Below are 17,707 nucleotides of genomic sequence, written 5' to 3' on the forward strand. Positions count from 1 at the left end.
CTTGTTATTAAGGCCCGTTGGTCAAGGGGTTAAGACACCTCCCTTTCACGGAGGTAACAGGGGTTCGAATCCCCTACGGGTCATATCTTCACCACCTCATGAGATCTACATTTTCGATGAGTAATCCTCAAAGTCATTGCTCTTATAGACAAGAATGAAGCATGGCACATCCGGTGAAGTTTACAGCAAGAGCCATTAGCTCAGTTGGTAGAGCACCTGACTTTTAATCAGGGTGTCGAAGGTTCGAGCCCTTCATGGCTCACCATTTTTACAATTGAATATGCGGTCGTGGTGGAATGGCAGACACGCTATCTTGAGGGGGTAGTGGGTGTATACCCGTGGAGGTTCGAGTCCTCTCGACCGCATCACAGCAACAATATAAGATAGACTTCTATGATCATTCATGGGAGTCTATCTTTGTGTTATACGATATACCTTATCCTGTTCCAGGCATATAAAGGCTGAGCATTCAGGAATAATGTGGTATAATTCAAGCAGATGAGTTGATTATTACGGTTGGAAGGCGGTTCTTGTATGCAGTCGATCTATGAGCGAATTGAACACCTGATTGCCGAACGAGGAATGACCAAGAAGGCTTTCTGCCAACAGCTGAAGATTAGCACAGGCAATCTGGGTGATTGGAAACGTGGCAAGTCTATTCCGAGTACGAATAAATTAATTGAGATTGCTTCGTTTTTTGATGTGAGCCTCGACTGGCTCATGATTGGACGTCCATCGAAGGAAGCGATGGTTCGGGAAAAACGGGAGGATTATTTTTTTGACGTTTTGCGGCAATTGAATTGCCAAGAAAGTGAATTATCGACTGTGGAACAGTCTTTTATCAGCGAATATATTGAGTTCACCCGTTACCGCAAATCCAAGGAAAGCAAGGATGCAGGCGACTATCGCTATAAACCTGAGAACAAGTCAGAGAACGATTCTGAGGAAAACGAAGCGTAAGTGATATGAGCAGCATCCATAGACTGAATGTACAAAAACCTCTGGACTAATCCGAACACACTCGGAGACAGTTCAGAGGTTTTTGTGTTAACCATCCTTACTTCACGCCCTTATTTACGAAAGACGAGGGTTTCTTTGCTCAGCAGATGGGGGCGGAGTGTATTCCAGATTTGAAGACACTGCTCCTGAAGTTCCCAAGCTGCCATGCCAAGGAGTCGAACGCCGATTCCACCGGTTGCCAGCAAACTTGCACCTGCGAGCATTCGTCCATCTGGTGGCAGAGCAGATCTGACTTGCTCCAACTCCGCAGTACCAAGCCCCGGGGCAATCATCCATAACGCAGCGGTATGTGTGTAGTGAAGGAGGGACGCTGAGTGTCTGGGATCATCGGTATCCGGTTCGAGTCCGAATCGATCCCAGACAGCCAGTTGCTCACCTTGCCATATCTCCGTCAAGCTGCGGTAACGCTCGAATTGGAACGCTTCTCCCCGATGAATCCGTCCGGCAGACCAGATATCTGCATAGGCCAGGATTGCCTGTTCTTCCAGCTCAAAGGTTACAGCGAGCGAAGAAGAACTTCCCTTGAAGGGAATGACGCATTCAGGGAAGTATTCCAGCGTGGCCCCTTTTCCCAACCGAAAGTGATGATTAACGGATGAAGGAATGGAAGGTGTGGGATGGAGTCTGGTAGCAGATGTGCTGCTCAGCATGACATGGGTGCCTTCACCTAATTCCCACTCGGAATGATAATGATCCCCGTTAAGGACTCCAGGCGAGACGTCTGACGTGTACACACATAATTCGGTTCCGCCTCCGGGAGGTCGAAAGGATCGGCTAAACCGGAGTGGTGCGCTGTAATAACGATCAGTCATGACAGTCCGGTCGCCTTGAAAGGCAAAGGTGGCCCGAAGCTCGCTGCGGCGTGTGACGGGCGAACCTGCACTTTCATTCCCATTTAGCTCTGTTTCCGTGGGGACAGAAGATGAATTAATGCGAGTGAGTGCCATGTTCATGGCTGTGTGAATGCAGATGTGCAGCGGAAGCATCGTCATCCATATATTGATGTTCAAGCCAGTGGACAATCTCGGATACACCTTCACCGCTCATTAGATTAGACATGACATAAGGGCGGCCTTCGCGTACCCGTTCGGTATCATTTTTCATAACTTCCAGGCTTGCACCAACGTAAGGGGCGAGGTCGGTTTTGTTGATTAACAGCAGATCTGAACGTGTGATTCCGGGACCGCCTTTGCGAGGGAGTTTCTCCCCTTGGGCAACGTCGATAATGTAGATGAACACATCGGCCAGTTCCGGACTGAATGCAGCGGAGAGATTGTCGCCGCCACTCTCGATGAAGATCAGTTGCAGATCCGGGAAACGTTCAATCAACTCGTCAACCGCTTCGAAATTCATGGAGGCATCCTCACGAATAGCCGTGTGCGGGCATCCGCCTGTCTCTACACCGATAATGCGCTCTGGTGCCAGTGCATTCTGACGCAGCAAGATTTCGGCATCTTCCTTGGTGTATATGTCATTGGTGATGACAGCAAGGCTATAACGTGTACGCAGTGCCTTGGACAGCTTCTCCACCAGGGCTGTTTTACCTGAACCTACCGGTCCGCCAATTCCAATTCGCATCGGACGACTCCGATCAAATGCTTTACGTTCCCACTCCGGATGATGCGTATGATTAGCTCCTCCACACATAACAATTCCTCCTAAGTTAGATAAAAGTTGTAGTTAAGACATAAACAACCGCGCGGGTAAGGTCTCGTGCCGCATGGCGTAGATTTCCTGGGCGATTCCGAAGCTGTGCATATCTTCCGGGTCATTTTCCCGAATGAGCGCCCATTCCGCTTCGATATCATCAAGCAGTTTCTGAATCAACATCTGCGCTTCGGTTTGTCCGATGGGCAGCAGGCGAAGTGCGCTGTTCACATAAGCGTTCACTGAGGTATACAGATGCCCGGTAACGGCTTCATCCAATTCAATCTCCAATTGATAGTTGATATAACCGTGAATGGTCGTGATGCCACAATACGCGCCGTGTTCCCGTATAGCCTCATCGATCAGGGAAAAGTCCATCCATGGATAGAGTGAACGGGCCAGCTTGAGCAGTCGTTTTCCCATTTTGTGGCCGCTTTCCCTGAGTTCCCGAGGGGAGCGCTGGGCGTGGACACGTTTGTCATACAGGGCAAGTAGAGCGGCATCTTGCTGTTTTATCGCCTGATAGACGCCTTTGATGGCAAGACCATCTAGTCGTACAAGACTGGAGTGAAGCTGGCTACGAATAAACTGTTCAAGCTGCGCGGTATTTTGCACGGTGCCATCATGCGTGTAAGCTTCCAGACCGAAGGAATGGGAGAAACCACCGATGGGCAGGGCTGAATCCAGCAGCTGAACATAACGGAGTAGCTTCGTGCCACTATTCATCATGAGTGCCCCCTTATCAGCTAATCCGTATTCCTATCAAAACATAAAGTACCGCTGTGCCATAGGCAACTCGTCTGCGGGTTCACAGGTGAGTAGCTCGCCGTCGGCGCGTACCTCGTAGGTTTCGGGATCGACTTCAATAACGGGGGTGACGTCGTTATGAATCATGTCTTTTTTACTGACCGAGCGACAGCCCTTGACGGGTTCAACCCGTTTCTTCAGGCCCAATAACTCTTTGATCCCCGCATCTGCTGCGGCTTGGGAGACAAATGTGATCGATCCGCTGGCAATGGCGCTACCATAGGCTCCAAACATCGGTCTACCAAATACGGGCTGAGGTGTCGGGATGGACGCATTGGGATCACCCATCTGGGCAAACGTGATCATGCCACCTTTAATGACGATCTCGGGTTTTACACCGAAATAGGCCGGTTTCCATATGATTAGATCTGCCAGCTTTCCAACTTCCACCGAACCGACGAGATGACCGATTCCGTGTGCGATAGCTGGATTGATGGTGTACTTGGCGACATATCGCTTGATCCGATCGTTATCGGAGGGGGAATTCGGGTTGAGCTCAAGTTTGCCGCGCTGTTTTTTCATTTTGTCGGCTGTCTGCCAGGTGCGGATAATGACTTCGCCCACTCGGCCCATGGCCTGTGAATCGGAACTGATGATGCTGAACACACCAAGATCATGCAAAATGTCTTCGGCTGCGATGGTTTCGGGACGAATCCGCGAATCGGCAAAAGCTACATCTTCCGGGATGGAAGGGTCCAGGTGATGACACACCATCAACATATCGAGATGCTCTTCTACAGTGTTGCGTGTGTACGGTCGTGTTGGGTTGGTTGATGAGGGGATAACGTAGGACTCCCCAGCGGCCCGGATAATATCCGGTGCGTGTCCGCCACCAGCGCCTTCCGTATGGTACGTGTGGATCGTCCGGCCGTTGATCGCAGCCAGGGTGTTTTCGAGAAATCCGGTTTCGTTCAGTGTATCGGTGTGGATAGCGACTTGAACATCATGTTCCCCGGCGGCAGTCAGACAAGCGTCGATAGCGCTCGGGGTAGTGCCCCAATCTTCATGCAGCTTCAGGCCGATTACCCCAGCTTCAATCTGTTCAATTAAAGGTGCGGTACTGGAACTGTTGCCTTTGCCAAGGTAACCGATGTTCATGGGAAAAGCTTCTGCGGACTCCAGCATCCGGTGGATGTGCCAAGCTCCTGGTGTGCAGGTGGTGGCTTTGGTTCCGGTTGCAGGTCCTGTTCCGCCGCCGATCATGGTCGTGACCCCGGAGGATAACGCAGTCTGAATCTGCTGTGGGCAGATGAAATGAATATGGGTATCAATGCCGCCAGCGGTTACAATCATGCCTTCACCAGCGATGATTTCGGTGGAAGCACCGATGACCAGTGCGGGATGAACACCGTCCATTGTATCCGGGTTACCGGATTTGCCAATGGCGCAGATGTGACCATCCCGAATGCCGATATCCGCTTTTACAATGCCCCAATGATCGATAATGATAGCGTTGGTGATAACCGTATCAGGAGTGCCGTCGCTTCGCAGAGCAGTGGTTGACTGGCCCATTCCGTCGCGGATAACCTTACCACCTCCGAACTTGCTCTCATCTCCGTATACGGCATAATCATGTTCAATCTCTGCCCATAGTTCGGTATCTGCAAGTCTTACGGCATCACCGGTTGTTGGTCCGAACATGGACGCGTATTGTTCACGGCTCATTCGTTTCATGAAGGTTCACCTCCATCTGGTATGGGAGGGGAGAACGTCTTCAGGAATGCCTCCAGTTTCACTGGATCAGGAACTTGATCCGCAGAGCCTTCGGTTAGTCCGTTGAACCCGTGAATTTGGCGTTTGCCGCCAAAGGTCGTGAGTTCGACAGGTTTCTCTTCACCAGGTTCGAAGCGAACTGCGGTGCCTGCCGGAATGTGCAGGCGATGTCCAAAAGCTGACATGCGATCAAAGTCCAGTGCTGCATTCACTTCATAGAAGTGAACGTGAGAGCCGACCTGGACGGGGCGGTCGCCGCGGTTAAGGACAAGGAGTCGTAGGGTTGAACGATCCGGATGACAGATGATGTCGTCATCTGGCTTCAAACGGTATTCACCAGGAATCATGGTTTCTCCTGCCTTTCTCAGCGTATAGGTTCATGTACGGTAACCAGTTTTGTACCGTCAGGAAATGTGGCTTCTACCTGTACTTCAGGAATCATATCGGGAACACCATCCATACAGTCTTCACGTGTCAGGATGGTGCCTCCGTATCTCATTAATTCGGCAACACTCATTCCATCCCGTGCTCGTTCCATCAGTTCGGAGGTCAACAAGGCGATGGCTTCGGGAACATTTAACTTGAGTCCGCGTGCTCTTCGTTCACGGGCGAGGTTAGCGGCCACGGTAATCAGGAGTTTTTCCTTTTCCTGCTCAGTCCAGTGCAAGGCAATCCGACCTTTCGCTTATAGTGTCTGATATGTTCATGAATCAAGTTATATGTTAAATATACTCACACAGGGTGATTTCTTTGTCAATAAGCTTCAAGGCTTATTAGCAGTATGCATGAAACAGGTAGGCATGAAATAAAATTATGTAAGCTATATTGACATGAAGAGAGTAACCCTCCATAATTTGGATCAACGAACATTTCGGACGCAAATGACCTTAATGTTCGTCAATAGACTAAAAAAAGGGAGTGTAGGCTATTGAAGAAGAGGTCGGTCAAGTTATGGAGTATTTTGCTGGGTGCGGTCATCGTGATGACAGGATGTGTGGAGGGCGCTACGCCTCCTGAAGCTTCGGGTTCAGGTGGTACAGGAGAGCCGGCTGCATCCGGTGATACGATTAAAGTTGGCATTCTTCACTCTCTCAGCGGAACGATGGCGATCAGTGAAGTATCTGTTAAAGATGCGGAGATGCTTGCCATTGAAGAGATCAACGCCGCGGGCGGAGTTTTGGGTAAACAGATCGAGCCTGTAATTGAGGATGGCGCTTCGGATTGGCCTACTTTTGCGGAGAAGGCTGGGAAGTTACTGCAACAGGATAAGGTCGCTGCTGTATTTGGTGGATGGACTTCTGCAAGTCGGAAGGCTATGCTCCCGGTGTTTGAACAGAACAAAGGTCTATTGTTTTACCCGGTGCAATATGAGGGATTGGAATCGTCGCCAAATATTTTTTATACAGGAGCAACAACCAATCAACAGATCGTTCCATCTGTAACCTGGTTACTGGAGAACAGGGGCAAGACGTTTTATCTGCTCGGTTCAGATTATGTATTCCCAAAAACGGCCAATCAGGTCATTAAGGCACAACTCACAGCAGAAGGCGGCGAAGTGGTGGGCGAGGAATATACACCGCTAGGCCATACCGATTACAGTACCATCATTAGCAAAATCAAAGCTGCGAAGCCGGATATTGTATACAATACACTGAACGGAGATAGCAATGTGGCCTTCTTCAAACAATTGAAGGATGCCGGAATCTCCTCGGATCAGATGACGACCCTCTCGGTAAGTGTGGCGGAGGAAGAAATCCGTGGTATTGGCGCAGACGTATTGAAGGGACATCTGGCTTCGTGGAATTATTATCAGACAACGGATACACCTGAAAATGCAACATTTGTTGCCAAGTATAAAGAAAAATACGGTGCTGATCGAGTGACAGCTGATCCGATTGAAGCGGGATATGTGGCGGTTTATCTCTGGAAGGCGGCGGTGGAAAAAGCAGGATCAACCGACGTGGAGAAGGTGAAGGCAGCTGCCAAGGGTCTGGAGTTTGATGCTCCGGAAGGTAAGGTAACCGTGGATGGAGAGAATCAGCATATCTACAAAACCGTACGGATCGGTGAGGTGCAGGAAGATGGGCAGTTCAAGGAATTGTGGAATTCTGGTGAGCCTGTCAAGCCGGACCCTTATCTGAAAACGTATGAATGGGGAGCTTCCCTCAGCGCTAAATAACATAGAAACCTCGCAATAAAACAGGCAACTCGCTTCAAAGCAGTCGAAACATAAACGAGGGTGTGACAACACATCCTCTCACCGTATCGCGGTAAAGCGTTACTGTAATATGGGAATGTTCCTGCCGCTAATTGAAGTCATGTGAAATATCGAGAGTCACGGTATGGAGGAGGGGATAGCGATGGATATGTTTATCCTGCAGATGTTCAATGGTCTGAGTATCAGTTCGATTTTGTTGTTGATTGCACTCGGTCTGGCGGTAACATTTGGGCTGATGAATGTTATCAATATGGCTCACGGTGAACTGATCATGATTGGTGCATATGCAACGTATGTAACACAAAATCTGTTCATGTCCTATGCTCCGGCTGCGTGGTTTGGTGCCTACTTTGTTGTGGCTCTGCCAATTGCGTTCATTGTAGCTGCTCTGATTGGCTGGTTGCTTGAAGTGGTTCTGATCAGGCATCTGTATGGCAGGCCGCTGGACAGTCTGCTTGCGACATGGGGTGTAGGCATGATGCTGCAACAACTGGCCCGTACCATATTCGGAGCACCAAATGTGGGAGTGTCCAGTCCAGCTTGGCTCAATGGGGGATTGGCGATCTCGGATGGCATTGTATTTCCGTATAAACGAATTTTCATTATCGCACTGGTTGCGGTTGTGCTGCTGTGTATGTATCTCTATATCTATCGAACATCTTCCGGAAGACGAATGAGGGCTGTAATGCAAAATCGGAGCATGGCGGGGTGTCTTGGGATTTCTACCCGGCGGGTGGATGGTATGACCTTTGCTATTGGTTCGGGCATTGCCGGAATTGCAGGTTGTGCATTAACGCTCATTGGTCCGATAGGTCCTTCACTTGGTACGTATTATATTGTGGATGCGTTCATGGTCGTTGTCTTGGGTGGCGTAGGGAAATTGATCGGAACCGTGTGTGGTGCATTGGGGATTGGTATGTTCAACACGCTGTTCGAAACCTATACCTCGGCCTCCATTGGCAAGGTGCTTGTGTTTGTATGTATCGTTGCTTTCCTGCAATGGAAACCACGCGGATTGGTCGCGATGCGCACACGGAGTCTCGATTAACGTGAAAAAGGGGGTTAGTTCATGTCCGCTTTACTCAAGACTGGCAGTCTGAAAATGAGGATTATCTGGGCAGCTGTGCTGATTATGATGTGTCTTGCTCCACTGATCTCCACGGAGTTTCGTTTGAGTCTGTTAGCCAAGTTTTTGGCGCTGGCAATCCTGGCCATTGGTCTTGATCTGATCTGGGGATATGGAGGTGTGCTGAGTCTTGGGCATGGGGTGTTCTTTGGACTGGGTGGATACGCGATGGCGATGTATCTGAAGCTTCAGGCCAGTGGAGCAACACTTCCTGACTTCATGGGATGGAGTGGTCTCAGTGGTCTGCCATGGTTCTGGGAGCCGTTTCGCTCCTTCCCGGTGGCGCTGTTATTGGGGATAGCCCTTCCGGCATTGCTCGCCTTTGCCCTGGGGTGGTTTACGTTCCGTAACCGGATCACCGGTGTTTATTTTACCATCCTGACTCAAGCCTTGGTTCTCATTACGGTAACACTCTTTGTTGGTAAACAGGAATGGACGGGCGGAACAAATGGCATCACCGGATATAATTCGATCTTTGGTTTTACACTTCATTCCGCTGGAACGACGATTGCTCTCTACTATATAACGCTTGCTGTTCTGGTGATCGCTTATATGCTCTGTCGTCGAATGGTGAACAGTCGATTCGGTCAAGTGCTCGAAGCTGCGCGGGATGGGGAGAATCGGGTGCGATTCCTCGGATATGATCCGGCAGGATATAAAACGCTGGCTTTTGCTTTTTCCGGTGCGCTTGCAGGCATCGCGGGCATGTTGTTTGTTCTTCAGGTGGGTATTATCTCGCCATCGATGATGGGGATTGTGCCTTCCGTTGAGATGGTCCTGTGGGTTGCGTTGGGTGGTCGCGGTACGCTTATTGGGGCGGTCATCGGAGCGGTGGTGCTGAATGCGGCCAAAACAGGCATAAGTGAGGCTTACCCCGAAGGGTGGCTGTTTGTCATTGGTGGGCTCTTTGTAACAGTCGTTTTGTTCATGCCAAACGGTATTGTAGGTGTATATCGTCATATCGTTCGCTTGTTGAAGCGGAGAGGAGAGAGTGCGCATGTCCAAGTCACTCGGGAAAAACCTAAAGTCTACTGAGGAATCAGCGGTGTTGGTAGCCGAGGATATTACGGTAGCGTTTGGTGGGTTCGTTGCTGTCAAAGGCATGAATCTGAAGCTGCATGAACATGACCTGCATTTTCTGATCGGACCCAATGGTGCTGGAAAAACAACGATGCTGGATGTGATATGCGGCAAAACAAAACCCATGTCCGGCTCGGTGAAGATGGCGGATGGCACGGAATTAACACGACTGAAGGAGCACCAGATTGTTCGCAAAGGTGTGGGACGCAAATTCCAGGCCCCATCGATCTTTGCGGGTCTGACGGTGCAGGAGAATCTGACACTGGCGGCGGAGACTCGCCGTTCCCCTTTGCAAGCCATCGGTATTCGTCGATATGGGAAAATGAGTGCTGCCATGGAGCATGTTACCCTCCAGATTGGTCTGCAAGACCGCGTTGATGCTCGTGCAGGAGCGTTATCACATGGGGAGAAGCAGTGGCTGGAGATCGGCATGCTGCTTCTACAGGAGCCGCGGGTGTTGTTGCTGGACGAACCAGCCGCAGGCATGACGGACGAAGAAACACACAAGACTGGGCGACTTCTGCAAGAAATTGCGCGTGAGCGCTCGGTTGTGGTGGTGGAGCATGATATGGAGTTTGTGCGAGAGTTCGCAGCCAAGGTAACGGTGATGCATGAAGGGAAACTGCTGAAGGAAGGTACGATGGCGGAGGTACAGGCAGACCCGAAAGTGGCCGAAGTGTATCTGGGCAAAAGGAGGGATGACCATGCTGTCGCTGCAACGAATTGAATCCGGCTATGGGGAAAGCAATGTGCTTCGTGGTGTGAACCTGGATGTACAGCCTGGACAGGTGGTGTGTCTGATGGGCCGTAACGGTGTAGGGAAAACAACGTTGATGAAAACATTAATGGGGCTGCTCAAAACACGCAAGGGCAGTATTCAGTGGCAAAATCAGGAGTTATCCACCTTGGATACAGCCAAGCGGGCAAGGGCAGGGATCGGTTATGTACCGCAGGGGCGGGAGATTTTCCCGCAGCTTACGGTGAAAGAAAACTTATTGCTAGGTCTGGAGACAAGTGCACCGGGAGTAAAAACGTTCCCCGAGGATGTACTGGCGATGTTTCCAGTGCTTGCGACGATGTATGGACGGCAGGGCGGGGATCTGAGTGGTGGACAGCAGCAGCAGTTGGCATTCGCCCGGGCATTGGCTTCGCGTCCGGGGTTGTTGCTACTTGATGAGCCGACAGAAGGCATCCAGCCTTCTATCGTGGAGGACATTCGGCAGGTTATTTTGCAGCTCAAGGCAAAGGGGAACCTCTCGGTTCTGCTGGTAGAGCAGAGTATTGATTTTGTACGAAGTGCCGCAGATTACATCTATATCATGGATAAAGGAACCATAACCCTGCATGGGACACCGCAAGAACTGGATATGTCGCAGTTTGAACATCATCTCTCCGTATAGTTGTAGTTAGTGTGGCGAGTGGAGAGAGGTTTCAGGAGCGCTTGTCCAGGATATTCGAGTATTTCGGATATAACCGCCGAATGCATTCCGGACAGATGTCATGGGTGAATTCGGCGTGGGTATGCTTCTCCAGATAACTCTCAACGGAGTTCCAGTGTTCCTCTTCGTCCTTGATTTGTTTGCAGACGGCGCAAATAGGCAGCAGTCCGCGCAATGTGCGCACTTCAGACAATGCCTTCTTCAATTGGTGTTCTGTCTTTCTCTGTTCGGTAATATCCATGTGTGCAATTAAAGCGAGATCGGTATCCAGAATTGAATTTGCATAAGATAGAGGGGTGAGTTCTACACGAAACCACCTCTTTTCGTTGTATACAGTATACACGCAGATGTCATATGTATGATTTCGATTAAAGGGTATTCCGCGTTCTTTCAAATTCTGTGCGACAAGTGCCATGTTAGCGTTCTTGCCTCGTTTTGCCCAGGCTTCCGTCAGATGCAGGTAATGTCTATGACTACTGTGTATATCCGGGTTTGGTGAGCATTGACCGAGTCCCTGTTGCCAGGCACGGTTACAACTTTGGATAATCCAATTGTCATCAACGATGATGAGCTGGTGACGTATGGACTGGAACGACAGCCTCTCCAGATCGGATGTAACATGTCTCATGGATGAGACCCTCCTTTGGCAGAAATCTTATCTCAGTTTATCTGGAATATCCAAAATATCAGCGACCAGGTGCCTGAATCGGGTTGCTTTGCGTGTGCCGTGAATAAGATTGGATAAACGATAGGGTGGGATGCCATGCTGTTCGCAAAAAGTCTTCTGGTCCACTTGAAGTTCGGTTAGCCGTCGTTTGATGGCCCATCCGAACGGAGTAACTGGTTTTTTCTTGTTCAAAAGGGTTCACCCCTGGTTAGAATGTAGTATTCAGCCGCCCTTTCTTCATGTAGAATGTATAGAAATGCGAGCTGTATGTTTCATTATATACGTAAATTCGTCATCTAACAATTAAAAAAGACGGAAAAAAGTGTATTTTGTGATTATAAATGGCGTAAATACGTAAATAAAACAAATAAAATGACAAAAAACACGTCGGCAAGGAGGTTGCCGCGTGTTTTTTAGTTTGTTTGAATGAAGGGGAGCAGGTATGAGGAGGAAGAGGATTAGGCCCTGTAGGCATGAAGTCCAGCTCCGAGCATATGGAAACTGGGGAAAAACGATTTCATGGACATCGAGGTTGGCTGTGCCAGTCCATCCGCAGCCGAGGCGCTGACGGTCTTCCATTCATTCTCCAGATCTGTGGCCAGGCGGACCATCAGATCCTTGGTTGTATCGTTGTTCAGGGGAATGACTTTGGAGGCTTCGGTTATGCAGGCATTCATGGCTGAATGCAGGTAACCAAGGACCGCCTCCTCGACCGGGATGTCGAGGTGGTGGTTAATCCAGGCGTGAACAGTGGAGAGGCAGCCAACCGAATCATATTTGGCAAAGATCTGTTCGAGCTGGCTGAATTCAATCCAGGGGTGCAGAGCGCGTGCGAGTCTGATCAATCGTTTACCCATCGCGGCAGCTTGTTCTCTGAGATCTCCAGGGGTTCGCTGAACATGGACGAGCTTGTCGATCAGAGCTATCCGCCATGTATCCTTGTGATCTGCTGCGGTATAGATGCCTTTGATGGCCATACCTTCAAGACGAACTATGCTGGGATGCAACTGACAACGCATGAATGATTCGAGATCTTCAGCATTACGAATGGTACCCTCCCTGATATGGATATCCATGCCGAAGGAATGGGTGAACCCTCCAACCTGAATAGAGGAATCAAGCAGTTTGACATAATCGAGCAGCTTATTCCCACGGTTCACAATCATTCGCCTCCTGTGTTCGTTAAATGTCACTTAAAGTGACATTTATATTCCTTTTTGTTTACTTTGTGTTTAAAAATCCGAATTATATGATAGTTATCATCCCATAAATGTCCGCTTTTTGTCAATAGTATCCGTGAAAATTAATGAATTAAATCTGAAATTTAATATTGTGTTATTTTATATAACTTATTGTGTTACTTATATGGCGAAGTGCAGGGTAGACTATATATAAGGAAGGACTATATATAAATGAATCAACAAGATCGGCTCTTACCGAAAAAGAGGGGATCAAATCTAATGATATGCAGTTCATGGGTAAAGATGACGAGATTATGCGATTTTTGATGAAATTGCCTAGCTGAAAAAGTAGTAGTAAAAAATACTTTACTTTTGGTTCTGGACCCGGTATAATCAATTCTGTTGCCGATTATTTACGACATGCGGTCGTGGTGGAATGGCAGACACGCTATCTTGAGGGGGTAGTGGGCGTATGCCCGTGGAGGTTCGAGTCCTCTCGACCGCATCATATGAACGATTAAAAAGAAGCTTTCCATTAATGGAAGGCTTCTTTTTAATCGTTCTTTTTGAACAGTTTGACATCAAAGTTGAGAGAAAAAAAGGCCATCCATTACCGGGGCAATGGTGCTCTACCTTCCGGCTACGGGTGGCCAATGTATTATTTTTGCAGCAAGTTTTTGATATCTTCTTCAATCTTGTCCGGTGTTGTTTTGGGAGCATAACGTTTGATTACCTGTCCGTTCTGATCCACAAGAAATTTGGTGAAATTCCATTTGATTGCTTTGGAGCCGAGCAGGCCAGGAGCTTCTGTGCTAAGGTGTTGGAAAAGAGGGTGAGCGCTTGAGCCGTTCACATCAATTTTCTCAAACATGGGGAAACTCACGCCATAATTCATCTGACAGAACTCGGCAATATCGTCGGAAGATCCTTTTTCCTGTGCAAACTGGTTGCTTGGGAAACCAAGCACTTCAAATGGAGCATCTTGAAACTTGTCTTGCAATTCTTGCAGACCTTTCAATTGAGGGGTAAGGCCGCATGAGCTTGCCGTATTCACAATCAGGAGCACTTTGTCACGGTAGTCGGACATTTCAACTTCTTGACCGCGAAGGGTATTCACTTTGTAATCGTAGACTGTCATCTAAATCGCCTCCATTTATTTACTCTTATATCTTCTATTATATTGGTTGCAATTAAATATTGCAAAATTAATATGGTGTTAAAAGAATCAAAACAGGCAAGTTGTGCAGAATACGTGAATGAATTGCGAAGTGATTTACGCGAGAGTGAGAATTAGATAGCCTTGGAGAGATAGATAGAGTATAACTTTGTTGTAAGCGTTATTATGGATGGGAATTGCCAAAAATCTGCCGATTCGGTGATCTGGGCGGACTTTACACCGCCATGGCACGGGTGTATGATTCATTACGTAATTTCAATTTAAACTAAAATTGTACTTGAAAAACGAAACAAACGATAATATCGCTCGATCTTATCCTTAAGATATACGAACGATGTTTTAATCGCTGAGTTTCCATTCATTGATGAATGGGAAACGGGGGAACCAACAGAATGCGCTGTCCAGGACAGTGGCATTCATGGGGTGAATTTTCCGGTGACAGCCGGAAATAGGGCGACTCTCGCGCCCGAATCCGTCAGCTAACCTCGTAAGCGTTAAAGGGAGAGGCAACAAGCCGTACGCTGGTTCATGGTGTTTTCGCCATGGATTATTTAAGAAGCGTTCGGGAGGCCTTGGTCCCCCACGCTTCTTTTTTGTTGTCTTTTCACGCCAAGGGAGGAACGAATGATGGATACTGAGATGATCTTAGTGACTGCTCCAAATGAAGCAGGACGCAAATTTATTAAATTGCTGATGTACAAAAAAATGCCGTTTGCCGTTCTAACCAACAGTGCAGGGGAAGAGCGCAGACTCCGTAGAATCGGAGTAGAACATGTCATTCGCATGAACACGGCTGCAGCTCAAAAATGGTTTTTGCCGCAGGGCAGCGTAGGCAACGTGTTTATTTTCGAGAACAGCCTGAATCTGACCTGTCGTTATTTACAGATCTGCCGTTCATGGACATCGAAATCCCTGTGCGTTATTACGGAGCAGAGTCATCCTAAGGGCATCTATCGGGGCATGGGCGCAGACCGGATCGTATATTCGCTCAATGGGGAAGTTGGCTTTCTCCTCAATGGTTAATGCCATCGCTTGTGATTGCTCAGGTGTAAGGTGCCTGTTATAATTGAATGTATCGATAAACGGAAGTTTGAGGAGACTCATGCAGGATGGTGAGTCTTCTTTTTTATGGTTTTAGAGGTTGTTCAAAAAGTCCGCTTTTGATTACGAAGGATGCCTTGTGGCATCATCAGCATCGAATATGAAATTCAGCCGAAATGTCCGTTGCTCACGTAGTTTTCCCTACGCTCCGCTACTCCATTTCTAGCTTCATTCCATCTTCTCGGTACTGAAAACCAGACTTTTTGAACTCGATTAGGATCAGGAATCACCTGTGGCTTACAAGGAGGAATTGGCGTGCCGGATGTAGGTGGATTGAAATGGTTGTTTTTTGATGTTGGAGATACACTGGTGGATGAATGGGAGCCGGTTGATGATATTATCGGACAGTTCGTCCGCGAAGCCTGTGCATTGGGATATCCGGTGAAGATTGAGGCGGTACGCGAACTGTTCGCGAACTGTTACCAGAAATATGAGCAATGGCCTATGAGAGTGGCGATTCGCACATTTGTTGAAGACGAGGGACACCAGAAACAGATTCAGGACAAGTTGAAGTTTCAAAAAGATCTTGAACGTCCGTTTCCTTCAGCGGATTACGTTCTTCAGCAGTTGTCACGGCATTATCGCATTGGCATTATTGCCAATCAGAGTCCTGGAACGGAAGAGAGACTGGAGAGTTACGGCTTGCGGAAGTATGTTGATGTTCTGGCATGTTCGGCTGAAGAAGGAGTGTCCAAGCCAGACCCTGAGTTATACGCTGTGGCCTTGAAACAGGCCGGTTGTGAACCAGAGGAAGCCGTCATGATCGGCGATCGGATCGATAACGACATTATACCTGCTCTGAAGCTGGGCATGCGTACGATTCGAATTATGCAGGGTTACGGAAGATTCCAGCCAGAACTATCGGATGACCAACGTGCGGATTGGACTGTTGATTCATTGGATCAACTCCTGCCGTTACTGATACCAAATCAGGATTAGATGGTTGTTTATTGGAGTTTGAGTTTTACTATAAAAGGAAACACCTTGCTGTATTGCAACAATAAAGGCTGATCAACTTGGGTATTGCATACCAGAGTTGATCAGCCTTTTTAGTATTTAGTCGATAAGAACGAGATTAGAATAACCGAATCGTCTGAATGATCAGATATACATTCAGCACAACGATAATTGCGGCAATGACCCATGAGATGATTTTGAGCCACAATTTGTTGGCGAATGCACCCATGCTTTTTTTATCACTCGTGAACATCACCAGGGGAATTACAGCAAAGGGCAATTGAAGCGACAGCACGACCTGGCTCAAAATGAGCAGTTCTTCTGTGCCATGTTCTCCTGCAATGGCTGTCACAATTACCGCCGGGATGATGGCGATCAGACGTGTGACCAGTCTGCGCAGCCAAGCCGGAATCCGAATGTTCAGGAAACCTTCCATAACGATCTGCCCAGCAAGTGTACCTGTAAGGGTAGAGTTCTGACCTGATGCTAACAGCGCCACACCGAACAGAATGCTTGCAACCGTAGTACCCAATAGAGGTGTCAGCAGATGATAAGCATCTGCGATCTCAGCAACCTGCGTCATACCAGCACTGTGGAATACAGCAGCAGATACAATCAGGATGGCTGCATTGATGAACAGGGCCAGTGTCAACGCGATTGTAGAATCCATGGTCGAGTACCGAATGGCTTCTTTTTTGCCCTGTGGGGTCTGTTCGATCTGACGGGTCTGGACAATGGAAGAATGCAGGTACAGATTATGCGGCATCACGGTTGCTCCGATAATACCAATGGCAATATAGAGCATAGCCGGGTTTTGCAGAATCTCAACATTGGGTACAAAACCATGGAGAACACCGCCCATATCCGGTTTCGCCAGAAACAGATCAATCCCGAAGCAGAGGGCGATGGTTGCCATCAGCACAATGACGAGAGTTTCCAGAGCGCGGAAGCCTTTGTTTTGCAGTACAAGAATCAGGAGTACATCAACCGCGGTGATGATAACGCCGTATAACATGGGGATGTTAAATAACAGCTTTAACGCGATGGCAGAACCGATGACTTCAGCCAGATCGGTGGCTGCAATGGCAAGCTCACACAGAATCCATAACATCATGACAACAGGCATGCTGAATCGTTCACGACAGGCTTGAGCCAGATCCCGTCCAGTGACGATGCCGAGTTTGCCAGCCAGCGACTGAAGGACAACGGCCATCAGGTTCGATAACAGGATGACGGATAACAAGGTATACCCGAACTGTGAGCCGCCTGCGATATCTGTTGCCCAGTTCCCGGGGTCCATGTAACCTACGGCAACAAGGTATCCTGGGCCTACAAAGGCGAGGAATTTCTTCCACCATGCAGCATTCTGCGGAACTTTCATGGAACTATGTGCTTCTCCAAGGGAAGGGGCCATGCCCGCAGTAGACAATGATTCTTTTGAAGGAGCGTGGAACGGATTTTTTTTACTCATACGATAATCACCTGACTTTGAATGATTTGATTTGGAAATAATGTTGCGGGACAACCCGCTCATGATATATCTAAATTTTTATGTTTATTGTTACATTGTACTC

General features: G+C 48.4%; 19 protein-coding genes, 4 tRNA genes and 1 riboswitch. Of the genes, 12 read left to right on the forward strand and 11 right to left on the reverse strand.

Features of this window, described 5'->3' with window-relative positions; all coding sequences use genetic code 11:
* Positions 1-11 precede the first annotated feature (11 nt).
* The 4 genes from AC4E8D_RS07075 (at position 12) to AC4E8D_RS07090 (ending at position 960) form a co-directional block, all read left to right on the forward strand.
* Positions 12-83, forward strand: a tRNA-Glu gene (locus AC4E8D_RS07075).
* A 106-nt stretch (positions 84-189) separates the two neighbouring features.
* Positions 190-265, forward strand: a tRNA-Lys gene (locus AC4E8D_RS07080).
* A 17-nt stretch (positions 266-282) separates the two neighbouring features.
* Positions 283-365: transfer RNA gene (locus tag AC4E8D_RS07085), tRNA-Leu, on the forward strand.
* Positions 366-534: 169 nt separating this feature from the next.
* Complete coding sequence (locus tag AC4E8D_RS07090; protein WP_036610863.1) at positions 535-960, forward strand: helix-turn-helix domain-containing protein; 426 nt, start codon at positions 535-537, stop codon at positions 958-960.
* Positions 961-1,070: 110 nt separating this feature from the next.
* On the opposite strand, the gene AC4E8D_RS07095 is transcribed toward AC4E8D_RS07090, so the two are convergent.
* The 6 genes from AC4E8D_RS07095 to AC4E8D_RS07120 are packed head-to-tail and all read right to left on the reverse strand — an operon-like array spanning position 1,071 to position 5,854.
* Entirely contained in the window at positions 1,071-1,973 is a 903-nt protein-coding gene (locus AC4E8D_RS07095) for an urease accessory protein UreD (RefSeq protein WP_339307312.1), read from the reverse strand.
* Entirely contained in the window at positions 1,948-2,667 is a 720-nt protein-coding gene (ureG, locus tag AC4E8D_RS07100; RefSeq protein ID WP_017690021.1) for an urease accessory protein UreG, read from the reverse strand. The genes AC4E8D_RS07095 and ureG overlap by 26 nt, the downstream gene beginning before the upstream one ends.
* 33 nt (positions 2,668-2,700) lie before the next feature.
* Entirely contained in the window at positions 2,701-3,396 is a 696-nt protein-coding gene (locus tag AC4E8D_RS07105) for an urease accessory protein UreF (protein WP_249911497.1), read from the reverse strand.
* Positions 3,397-3,429: 33 nt separating this feature from the next.
* Positions 3,430-5,148, reverse strand: coding sequence for an urease subunit alpha (ureC, locus tag AC4E8D_RS07110; protein WP_339307315.1), 1,719 nt, complete (start codon positions 5,146-5,148; stop codon positions 3,430-3,432).
* Positions 5,145-5,534 carry an urease subunit beta gene (locus tag AC4E8D_RS07115; protein WP_221819176.1) on the reverse strand — a complete coding sequence of 130 codons (390 nt, stop codon included), beginning with the start codon at positions 5,532-5,534 and terminating at the stop codon, positions 5,145-5,147. Before AC4E8D_RS07115 ends, ureC begins: the two co-directional genes overlap by 4 nt.
* Before the next feature lie 17 nt (positions 5,535-5,551).
* Complete coding sequence (locus AC4E8D_RS07120) at positions 5,552-5,854, reverse strand: urease subunit gamma (RefSeq protein ID WP_076209470.1); 303 nt, start codon at positions 5,852-5,854, stop codon at positions 5,552-5,554.
* 261 nt (positions 5,855-6,115) lie between these two features.
* On the opposite strand from AC4E8D_RS07120, the gene urtA reads away from it, so the two are divergent.
* The 5 genes from urtA (at position 6,116) to urtE (ending at position 11,011) form a co-directional block, all read left to right on the forward strand.
* Positions 6,116-7,366 carry an urea ABC transporter substrate-binding protein gene (gene urtA, locus AC4E8D_RS07125; RefSeq protein WP_221819177.1) on the forward strand — a complete coding sequence of 417 codons (1,251 nt, stop codon included), beginning with the start codon at positions 6,116-6,118 and terminating at the stop codon, positions 7,364-7,366.
* Positions 7,367-7,547: 181 nt separating this feature from the next.
* A complete protein-coding gene (gene urtB / locus AC4E8D_RS07130) occupies positions 7,548-8,453 on the forward strand; it encodes an urea ABC transporter permease subunit UrtB (RefSeq protein WP_339307319.1) in 906 nt (301 codons plus the stop codon).
* Between the two features lie 21 nt (positions 8,454-8,474).
* Positions 8,475-9,566: an urea ABC transporter permease subunit UrtC gene (gene urtC, locus AC4E8D_RS07135; protein WP_490205996.1), complete on the forward strand. Its 1,092-nt coding sequence runs from the start codon at positions 8,475-8,477 to the stop codon at positions 9,564-9,566.
* Complete coding sequence (gene urtD, locus AC4E8D_RS07140; protein ID WP_101314094.1) at positions 9,529-10,338, forward strand: urea ABC transporter ATP-binding protein UrtD; 810 nt, start codon at positions 9,529-9,531, stop codon at positions 10,336-10,338. The genes urtC and urtD overlap by 38 nt, the downstream gene beginning before the upstream one ends.
* The gene (gene urtE, locus AC4E8D_RS07145; RefSeq protein WP_076209466.1) at positions 10,316-11,011 is read left to right on the forward strand and encodes an urea ABC transporter ATP-binding subunit UrtE; all 696 of its coding nucleotides are present in this window, start codon (positions 10,316-10,318) and stop codon (positions 11,009-11,011) included. The genes urtD and urtE overlap by 23 nt, the downstream gene beginning before the upstream one ends.
* Before the next feature lie 31 nt (positions 11,012-11,042).
* Here urtE and AC4E8D_RS07150 read toward each other — a convergent pair whose 3' ends face one another.
* From AC4E8D_RS07150 to AC4E8D_RS07160, 3 genes are all read right to left on the reverse strand, one after another.
* On the reverse strand, positions 11,043-11,678 hold the full coding sequence (locus AC4E8D_RS07150) for a nitrogen regulation protein NR(II) (RefSeq protein ID WP_253506406.1): 636 nt from the start codon (positions 11,676-11,678) through the stop codon (positions 11,043-11,045).
* A gap of 27 nt (positions 11,679-11,705) precedes the next feature.
* Positions 11,706-11,909 (reverse strand): XRE family transcriptional regulator, encoded by a 204-nt coding sequence (locus AC4E8D_RS07155; RefSeq protein ID WP_490205997.1) that lies wholly within the window; start codon positions 11,907-11,909, stop codon positions 11,706-11,708.
* Positions 11,910-12,175: 266 nt separating this feature from the next.
* Positions 12,176-12,877, reverse strand: coding sequence for an urease accessory protein UreF (locus AC4E8D_RS07160; RefSeq protein ID WP_162158974.1), 702 nt, complete (start codon positions 12,875-12,877; stop codon positions 12,176-12,178).
* A 443-nt stretch (positions 12,878-13,320) separates the two neighbouring features.
* Between AC4E8D_RS07160 and AC4E8D_RS07165 the strand changes: the two genes are divergently transcribed.
* A tRNA-Leu gene (locus AC4E8D_RS07165) sits at positions 13,321-13,403 on the forward strand.
* A gap of 153 nt (positions 13,404-13,556) precedes the next feature.
* On the opposite strand, the gene AC4E8D_RS07170 is transcribed toward AC4E8D_RS07165, so the two are convergent.
* Positions 13,557-14,036 carry a glutathione peroxidase gene (locus tag AC4E8D_RS07170; protein WP_490205998.1) on the reverse strand — a complete coding sequence of 160 codons (480 nt, stop codon included), beginning with the start codon at positions 14,034-14,036 and terminating at the stop codon, positions 13,557-13,559.
* Between the two features lie 373 nt (positions 14,037-14,409).
* A riboswitch (cyclic di-AMP (ydaO/yuaA leader) is annotated at positions 14,410-14,584 on the forward strand.
* 115 nt (positions 14,585-14,699) lie between these two features.
* Between AC4E8D_RS07170 and AC4E8D_RS07175 the strand changes: the two genes are divergently transcribed.
* Both AC4E8D_RS07175 and AC4E8D_RS07180 read left to right on the forward strand, forming a co-directional pair.
* Positions 14,700-15,098, forward strand: a complete 399-nt coding sequence (locus AC4E8D_RS07175) for an HAD family hydrolase (RefSeq protein ID WP_235193755.1) — start codon at positions 14,700-14,702, stop codon at positions 15,096-15,098.
* A 333-nt stretch (positions 15,099-15,431) separates the two neighbouring features.
* On the forward strand, positions 15,432-16,115 hold the full coding sequence (locus AC4E8D_RS07180; RefSeq protein ID WP_490205999.1) for an HAD family hydrolase: 684 nt from the start codon (positions 15,432-15,434) through the stop codon (positions 16,113-16,115).
* A 136-nt stretch (positions 16,116-16,251) separates the two neighbouring features.
* Here the strand turns inward: AC4E8D_RS07180 and AC4E8D_RS07185 are convergent, their stop codons facing one another.
* The gene (locus tag AC4E8D_RS07185) at positions 16,252-17,547 is read right to left on the reverse strand and encodes an Nramp family divalent metal transporter (RefSeq protein WP_036669231.1); all 1,296 of its coding nucleotides are present in this window, start codon (positions 17,545-17,547) and stop codon (positions 16,252-16,254) included.
* Positions 17,548-17,707: the final 160 nt, after the last annotated feature.

The organism is Paenibacillus sp. SRL342 (genome assembly GCF_984798905.1).